7 protein-coding genes are annotated in these 7,164 nt (G+C 36.6%); 6 read left to right on the top strand and 1 reads right to left on the bottom strand.

Features of this window, described 5'->3' with window-relative positions:
- A partial coding sequence (locus tag V7659_RS27005; RefSeq protein ID WP_335543162.1) for a PLP-dependent aminotransferase family protein occupies positions 1 to 1,254 on the bottom strand: 1,254 nt, incomplete at its 3' end.
- A gap of 120 nt (positions 1,255 to 1,374) precedes the next feature.
- Here V7659_RS27005 and V7659_RS27010 point away from each other — a divergent pair.
- The 6 genes from V7659_RS27010 to V7659_RS27035 all read left to right on the top strand — a co-directional run bounded on the left by V7659_RS27010 (position 1,375) and on the right by V7659_RS27035 (position 7,113).
- On the top strand, positions 1,375 to 2,064 hold the full coding sequence (locus tag V7659_RS27010) for an aspartate/glutamate racemase family protein (RefSeq protein WP_335543168.1): 690 nt from the start codon (positions 1,375 to 1,377) through the stop codon (positions 2,062 to 2,064).
- 541 nt (positions 2,065 to 2,605) lie between these two features.
- A complete protein-coding gene (locus V7659_RS27015) occupies positions 2,606 to 3,568 on the top strand; it encodes a S8 family peptidase (RefSeq protein WP_335543163.1) in 963 nt (320 codons plus the stop codon).
- Positions 3,568 to 4,377, top strand: a complete 810-nt coding sequence (locus tag V7659_RS27020) for an endonuclease I family protein (protein WP_335543164.1) — start codon at positions 3,568 to 3,570, stop codon at positions 4,375 to 4,377. Before V7659_RS27015 ends, V7659_RS27020 begins: the two co-directional genes overlap by 1 nt.
- Positions 4,378 to 5,178: 801 nt before the next feature.
- Positions 5,179 to 5,322, top strand: coding sequence for a hypothetical protein (locus V7659_RS27025; RefSeq protein WP_335543165.1), 144 nt, complete (start codon positions 5,179 to 5,181; stop codon positions 5,320 to 5,322).
- Between the two features lie 118 nt (positions 5,323 to 5,440).
- The gene (locus V7659_RS27030; protein WP_335543166.1) at positions 5,441 to 6,085 is read left to right on the top strand and encodes a hypothetical protein; all 645 of its coding nucleotides are present in this window, start codon (positions 5,441 to 5,443) and stop codon (positions 6,083 to 6,085) included.
- A gap of 20 nt (positions 6,086 to 6,105) precedes the next feature.
- A complete protein-coding gene (locus tag V7659_RS27035; protein WP_335543167.1) occupies positions 6,106 to 7,113 on the top strand; it encodes a TIR domain-containing protein in 1,008 nt (335 codons plus the stop codon).
- The last annotated feature ends 51 nt before the right edge of the window (positions 7,114 to 7,164 follow it).

The following is a 7,164-nucleotide window of genomic DNA, read 5'->3' on the forward strand; positions in this document are numbered from 1 at the left end:
ATTTTGGATCCAGTTCATTAATAAATCATTAAAGTTTACACCAGCCAATTCCACGACTAAATGCATTCCTGCTGCTTGACCTAAAATAACAGGATTATTAAAATTCTCGTACAAACTAGTTACTAGTGCTTGTCTTCGTTTCCTATAAATTTTTTTCATATTTCGAACATGCCTGTCTAAATATCCTTCATTAATAAAACGTGCTAATACTAGTTGCTCGAGTGATGAGCTATGGCGATCACTATACCATTTTATTTCCTTAAATTTCTCAATTAATTGGGTTGGAAGGATCACATATCCAATCCTTAATGCAGGAGAGAGTATTTTACTAAAGGTACCAACATATATTACACGTTCCTGATCAAGTCCTTGCATCGAATTTACGGCTGTTCCCTCATATGTAAATTCACTATCATAGTCATCCTCTACAATGTAACAATTCATTTTTCGTGCATATTCAATAAGTTGGATTCGACGCTGAATCGGTAACGTACCTCCTATTGGAAACTGATGTGAAGGTATAACAAAAACAAAGCTTGGTATATTTGATTTAGAAAGATATTCAGGAATTATCCCATATTCATCTACCTGTACCGGCTGGATCTTTGCACCTGCGAAAGAAAAAATATTTCTCATTTCATCTGTGACAGGATCTTCAACTGCTACATAGTTCTCCCTCTTTGCTAATAAGTCTGTAATTAGGGAAAGACCCTGGGTGGCTCCAGAGGTAATAAAAATTTGATCTGGGTGGCATTGAACATTTCTTGTTCTTGAAAGATAGCTTGATAGTACAATTCTTAATTCCTTCATACCTAAAGAGCTGTTGTAACCATATATATGGTCTGGCGCTTCAAGACAAACTTCCTTTGCAAGCTTCCCCCATAGCTGTCTTGGAAAATGATCCGTTGCTGGATTTCCTGCCCGAAAGTCAATGACTCCTTCATCCTTTATTGCTGGATGTTCTCCTTTTAATATAGCATGCTGAGATTTTCCTTCTGTTACCTGAAGAGACGCTCCTGGAGCTACATATGTACCGGACCTAGACCGTACAATTAAATATCCTTCTGCAACAAGCTGCTCATACGCTTCAAGTGTTACATTTCTTGATACACCAATGGAGATTGCGAGTTCTCTTGTTGAGGGAAGACGCTCATTATCTTTTAATTTTTTCTTTAATATCAGTTCCCTAATTTGCTCATATACCTGTTTGGTTAATGTTTTATTATGTAGGCGATTTATTTGAATGGATAGCATTAGCAAACTCCCTTTTGTTAACTGGTACTATAAATATAACAATTAATTGGTACTAAACCATACCAGTATAGCATGCTATCATATTTTTAACAGATAAGGGGGCTTAATATTATGAATGATATGAAAACAATTGGATTAATAGGTGGTTTAAGCTGGGAATCCACTTCAGAATACTACAGTTATATCAATCGTTTCGTAAAAGAAAAATTGGGTGGATTACATTCGGCTAAGTGTTTACTGCATTCATTTGATTTTCAGGAAATGGTGGACCTGCAGCATAAGGGTGATTGGGATCAAGCGACAAATCAAATGATTCATGCCGCTAAAACGCTTGAAAATGGTGGAGCAGATATGATCGTGATTTGTACGAATACGATGCACAAAATGGCTCCAGAGGTAAAAAATGAAGTTAAGATTCCTTTACTCCATATAGTTGATGCAGTGGCTGAAAAAATAAATGAACAAAGCATGACGAAAGTTGGATTACTTGGAACCAAATTTACAATGGAGCAGCCATTTTATAAAGAATATTTAAGCAAACATGGCATTGAGGTTATTATTCCAAATGAAGAAGATCGAAAAATCGTACATGATGTTATTTATAATGAATTATGTAAGGGAGATTTTAAGGAGGCTTCAAAAGATAAATATATACAAATAATAAACCGCCTTTATAAACAAGGAGCTGAAGGAATCATCCTGGGTTGTACAGAAATCCCTCTCTTAGTAAAACAAGAAGATACATTTGTCCCACTATTTGATTCAACATTATTACACGCAAAATCTGCAGTTGATTTTGCATTTAAGTAAAACTCGTCGATTGGCGAGCCCTCAGAGACCGTTCAAAAGATGTAGTTGCATTTGTTGGGGTCAGGCCCCACTCGCGAACTCTAAACTAAACTAAAAGCGAAGGACATGTTCCTTTGCTTTTTTATTTTGTCGCAGGTTGTTTATGACAGATTCATTTCACAGGAGAGATCATTGGGGCGGTTCTTAGTTAACAATCTTTTCGGTAGAACCCGTCAAAGTTTGTAAAAGGATACTTTTTTTATCAAGTTTTGAAGATTGGTAGCGAAAATGGAATCTTAATATTCGACAAAAACTTTTCATATTTACGGATCAAATTTCGTTTTTCAAAAGGGTTCGACCCACATTTAATCAAACGATTGATTAGGGATAACATTTGTCAAAGTTTGTTACTTTACAGTTAACTGTGCTATAAGAGAAAGTAAATGGGAACATAAGTTCGAAAAGATGCGACTAAAGTAACTGTTTTAATAGATTCTGAATTGTTAAAATATTGGTAACTCCCAAGAATATACAGAAAATAATTCTGTCAGGAGGGATACGAATGGAGAGAAAAGTAAATTTAATTCCGTATCAAGTGAATGAAAAGGTAGAAGTGGTGTCTGAGGTGCCAAAAGGGATAGAACTTATTGCGGCTCCAAAAATCTGGGAGAGATCGAAAGGTAAGGGAATCACGGTTGCGATCTTGGACACAGGCTGCGATGTCACCCATCCTGATTTGAGGGAGAGGATTATCGGCGGACGGAATTTCACTGATGATGATGATGGAAATCCTGATGTATACACTGACTATAATGGCCATGGGACCCATGTAGCTGGCACAATCGCTGCTGTCCATAACGGTACAGGAGTCATTGGTGTTGCCCCTGAAGCAAGTTTATTGATTTTAAAAGTGCTTAATAAAAATGGATCTGGGCAATACGACTGGATCATAAATGGAATTAACTATGCCGTTGAACAAAAGGCGGATATCATCTCCATGAGCCTCGGCGGTTCTGAGGATGTACCTGAGTTGCATCAAGCGATTCAAAACGCAATCGCTAAACAAATTCTAGTCGTTTGTGCTGCTGGTAATGAAGGAGATGGACAGGATTCTTCAGATGAATTCGCCTATCCTGGCAGCTACAATGAAGTCATCAGTGTCGGAGCCATTAATTTGCAACGCCGTTCTTCTGAATTTACTAATTCAAATAATCAAGTCGACTTAGTAGGTCCTGGTGAAGAAATCCTATCCACGTATTTAAACGGAAGTTATGCAATCTTGAGCGGAACTTCGATGGCCACACCGCATATTTCCGGTGGACTTGCCCTAATAAAAGACATGGTCAACAAAAACTTTGAGCGAAATCTAACCGAGTATGAGCTGTATGCCCAATTAATCAAGAGAACGGTTCCTCTAGGAATCTCGCCAAAACTCGAAGGCAACGGTTTGCTGTACTTAACAGCAGAGGACTACTTATCGGATTTGTTCAACCAAAAATTATCTGCTCAAGCGTTGAAAATATAATGGAAAAGCTAGAATTGCTTTACAGTGAATGGGAAACAGCCAAGTCAGACTTTTTAAATTTTAAAGAAAATCGACCTTATTATGATGAAAAGAAAGATAAGGAAGTTAGGAATCAATACTATCAGGGCATTTCATTCAAAGATGCTAATCTGTCAGAAAGCCTTCATACATTGCTTGAAAAAACACATACAGATCAGTTAAACTACAGCCCGCACCGTTATGTGTACCCTTGGGTTGATTTGCAGGAAAACGGTTCATTAAAAAGCCTTTATTCCGGAAAAGGGATGAATCCACTTTCTGTCATAGAGGAGGACATTCGGCTCCATGAAATGCAGGCAAAAGGGTTAATCGGCATCTTTTCGGAAGATCTATTAAATTGTGAACATGTAGTTCCTCAATCATGGTTCGATAAAAAAGAACCGATGAGAGGAGACTTGCATCATCTATTTGCCTGCGAACCCACCTGCAATAGCAGTCGCAGCAACCATCCTTACTATGATTTCCACGATTATGTCCCTGAAGGATGGCTTCTAGGAATCAAAGATGGCTGCGGCAAGGAGGAAGAAAGTAAATTCGAACCAGAATACGGCAAAGGAATCGTTGCCAGAGCAACACTCTATTTCCTAATTCGCTATCCAAACACAATAAAAAAAGAACTAGAGAATGTCTCTTTATTGCTAAAATGGCATCAAACCTTTCCGGTCTCCATCTATGAAAAGCATCGCAACCTAGCGATCCATGAACTTCAAGGCAATCGGAACCCATTTATTGATTTTCCAGAGATGGCAGAGAGTATTGTAACCATATAAAAATGAAGTGATTAATCCCGGTGCCTGTCACCACTCGATATATTTTCCCTGAATTATTTTCACTTCAATTCCCCCTGTGAATTTGGATTTAATAGGTTCGTTATTAGTGAGCTAAGCTGCATTTAATCAAACGTTCATAATATAAGGTTAGCCTGATTTGGGTCAAACCACCACACTCGGAAAATAGGGTAAAGATTAAAAAACCATGCTGTTTTTCCAGCATGGTTTTCATAGTATGGTTTAGGATGTTATCCCAGGTTTTGTCTCCCGGGACTGAAAGGGCCATTTTGTTAAATAAGAAGGATCATATTTTGCTTGACCATTTGTTGGTTTATTAGGCTTTGGCAGTTTTGGTTTTTTCCACCCTTAACATAGTATTCATTGCCTAATTTTCCAACAGAGCTTGGTAAAAAACATATTATTTAAAAGTACAACGTATCCTCAATTGGCAGATAAGGAATTCGTGGTTGGAAAAATAGTGGAATGATGTGTGTCCAAGTTATATTATCTCTACTCTTGAAATAGATTTTCTCCCACCTTCCTCATATCTTCTCCAGAATTCAAAAAGATGAATGGCATCTAATAGAAATATTTCATTAACTTGGGAAACCAAATGAAAGTAATAGGTTATCGATACGTCACTGTATCTGAAGACAGTAAAGATATGGTTGATTTTTTTGAAAACATGCTAGGTATGGTCAATACTTTTTCATCAACAGAGGCATTTTGTGGTGGGATATTTAAACCGGAGATAACTGGATTGAGTATTGGCAATCGAGCGATATGATGCCCGAAATAAAGATGCTACAGATTGTAGTCGATGAAGCAGTTGAGTTTGCTGAATTTGCGAGGGTAAGAGGTGTTTCAATGCAAGGGCTTTTTGTTGCGGACCCTGTATATGGAAATAATAAATGGAATTTTGCAGGAAATGGGACATTTTTCTAGAAATATATCATAACTTGATGTTAATAGGAACTTAAGATTGCTGGTGATTCATTGGCAAATTCATTTCCTAAAGATGAGTAATGTCTGCACTAAAAAATCTATATGTTGAGGTAATCTTATGGGTGAGGAAGATGTAAAGTTTCAAACACTCCATGACCATTATAAAGATACTTTTGCTTTACAGAGGGAATACTTGAAGTTAAGAGACCGATTATTCGTTTATACTTTGCTAGTTTTCGGGGCAATGTTTATTCTGACAATAATACCTGTTGATCCGTCAAAAGCTGTTTCAGACATTGTTAAGGAACAACTCAAAGTCACATTGAGCATAAATCGAGATGCAATTCACACTATGCTATGGTTTGTTCTATTGTGTTTGGTGGTAAGGTATTTCCAAACCAACATAGTAGTTGAACGACAATACAGTTATATCCATAAGGTCGAGGGCGAGTTAAATTCATGTTACGATCCTCTAGGGGATATGTTCACTAGAGAAGGAAAGACATACCTAAACAATTTTAAACTGTTTAGTTCCTTAGCTGGTTATTTGTATATATTGGTTTTTCCGTTATTGCTGGTTATCTTAACAAGTTACAAAATATTTACGGAATTAATGACGAAAACATTCTTTGATTTAACTTTAGTGTTGGATATAGTTTTTTGCGTATTGATTTTTGTTTATACCGTCGTTTATTCTTTTTCGATGCATTTCAAAAAAATAAAGAAATTATGGTTAAAGGTTAATAATATTTTAAAAATTTAATTATATTTATGGGAGGAGTTATGACTCAAATCAAACCAAAAGTATTTATAGGATCTGCAAAAGAATCCATTGAATATGTTAATGCGATTCATAATTCACTTGCTCATGCTGCTGAAGTAACTCCTTGGTCAGCGGGTGCATTTCGCCCCCTTGAATACAATATGGAAAATCTTGAACGACAATTAGATGAAAATGATTTTGCAATATTTGTATTTTCACCAGATGACATTACTAATATTCGAGGCACCTTAACATTTACTACAAGGGACAATACTTTGTTTGAAATGGGGTTATTCTGGGGAAGGTTAAGAAGAGGACGAGTTTTTTACATTATTCCCAGAAATACACCTGAAAGTGAGGGTGCTAAAGGGTTTCGTCTACCTTCAGATTTGGAGGGTCTTGCTGTATTAAGGTACGAAATTCGAAGTGATAATAACTACGATGCTGCAGTAAATATTGCTTGTAGTTCTATTAAAAGAAAAATCGAAGAATTGGGCTTCTTTCAGGATCCATCAAGGCTCTTAGCGGAAGCCCAAACAAACATGGATAAAGACTATGCCGTGATTCGTATACTAAGAACGCTATCTAAAAGGCTCTTCGTGGATCCAACAAAAAAGTTTGAACATCTACAAGAAGCTGTTAGGAACGCTTATCAAGCCCCAGGTTCATATTATGTTGAAGGAATAGGAGTTTGGCAAGCGGAGGGCAGCGATGGTTTGAGACAGATTGCTGGAAATGATGGCAAAGGAAAATTTTACACATTTGATGTTAATGAAAATAGAGGGTATTCTGACAGAATTATTGTAATTGATTGTTTTTTACAAAGTACTGAGCTGGTTTTACAAAAAAATAGTACTGCCTTTGATAATACCTATGTATTATGCTATCCTATAGGGAATCAGTTAGTTCTGACGGTTGCAATAACCGGAAGAAGGGCATTAAGTCAAGAACAGATTGACGATATATTTCTTAATAATTATAATCTTTTGAGTATAATAAATAATATTTTTGGCGGTGCTTCTTCATGAAAAGAACAGTAATTTCGAAAGAAGAAAAAAAATCGTATAAACTAGGAGAAA

Source organism: Neobacillus drentensis, assembly GCF_036966985.1.
Lineage (GTDB): Bacteria > Bacillota > Bacilli > Bacillales > Cytobacillaceae > Neobacillus > Neobacillus drentensis_E.

Bases quoted from the DNA above. Each gene is read 5' to 3' on its own strand.
- V7659_RS27010 (WP_335543168.1), top strand. From the start codon at position 1,375: ATGAAAACAATTGGATTAATAGGTGGTTTAAGCTGGGAATCCACTTCA.
- V7659_RS27015 (WP_335543163.1), top strand. From the start codon at position 2,606: ATGGAGAGAAAAGTAAATTTAATTCCGTATCAAGTGAATGAAAAGGTA.
- V7659_RS27020 (WP_335543164.1), top strand. From the start codon at position 3,568: ATGGAAAAGCTAGAATTGCTTTACAGTGAATGGGAAACAGCCAAGTCA.
- V7659_RS27025 (WP_335543165.1), top strand. From the start codon at position 5,179: ATGCTACAGATTGTAGTCGATGAAGCAGTTGAGTTTGCTGAATTTGCG.
- V7659_RS27030 (WP_335543166.1), top strand. From the start codon at position 5,441: ATGGGTGAGGAAGATGTAAAGTTTCAAACACTCCATGACCATTATAAA.
- V7659_RS27035 (WP_335543167.1), top strand. From the start codon at position 6,106: ATGACTCAAATCAAACCAAAAGTATTTATAGGATCTGCAAAAGAATCC.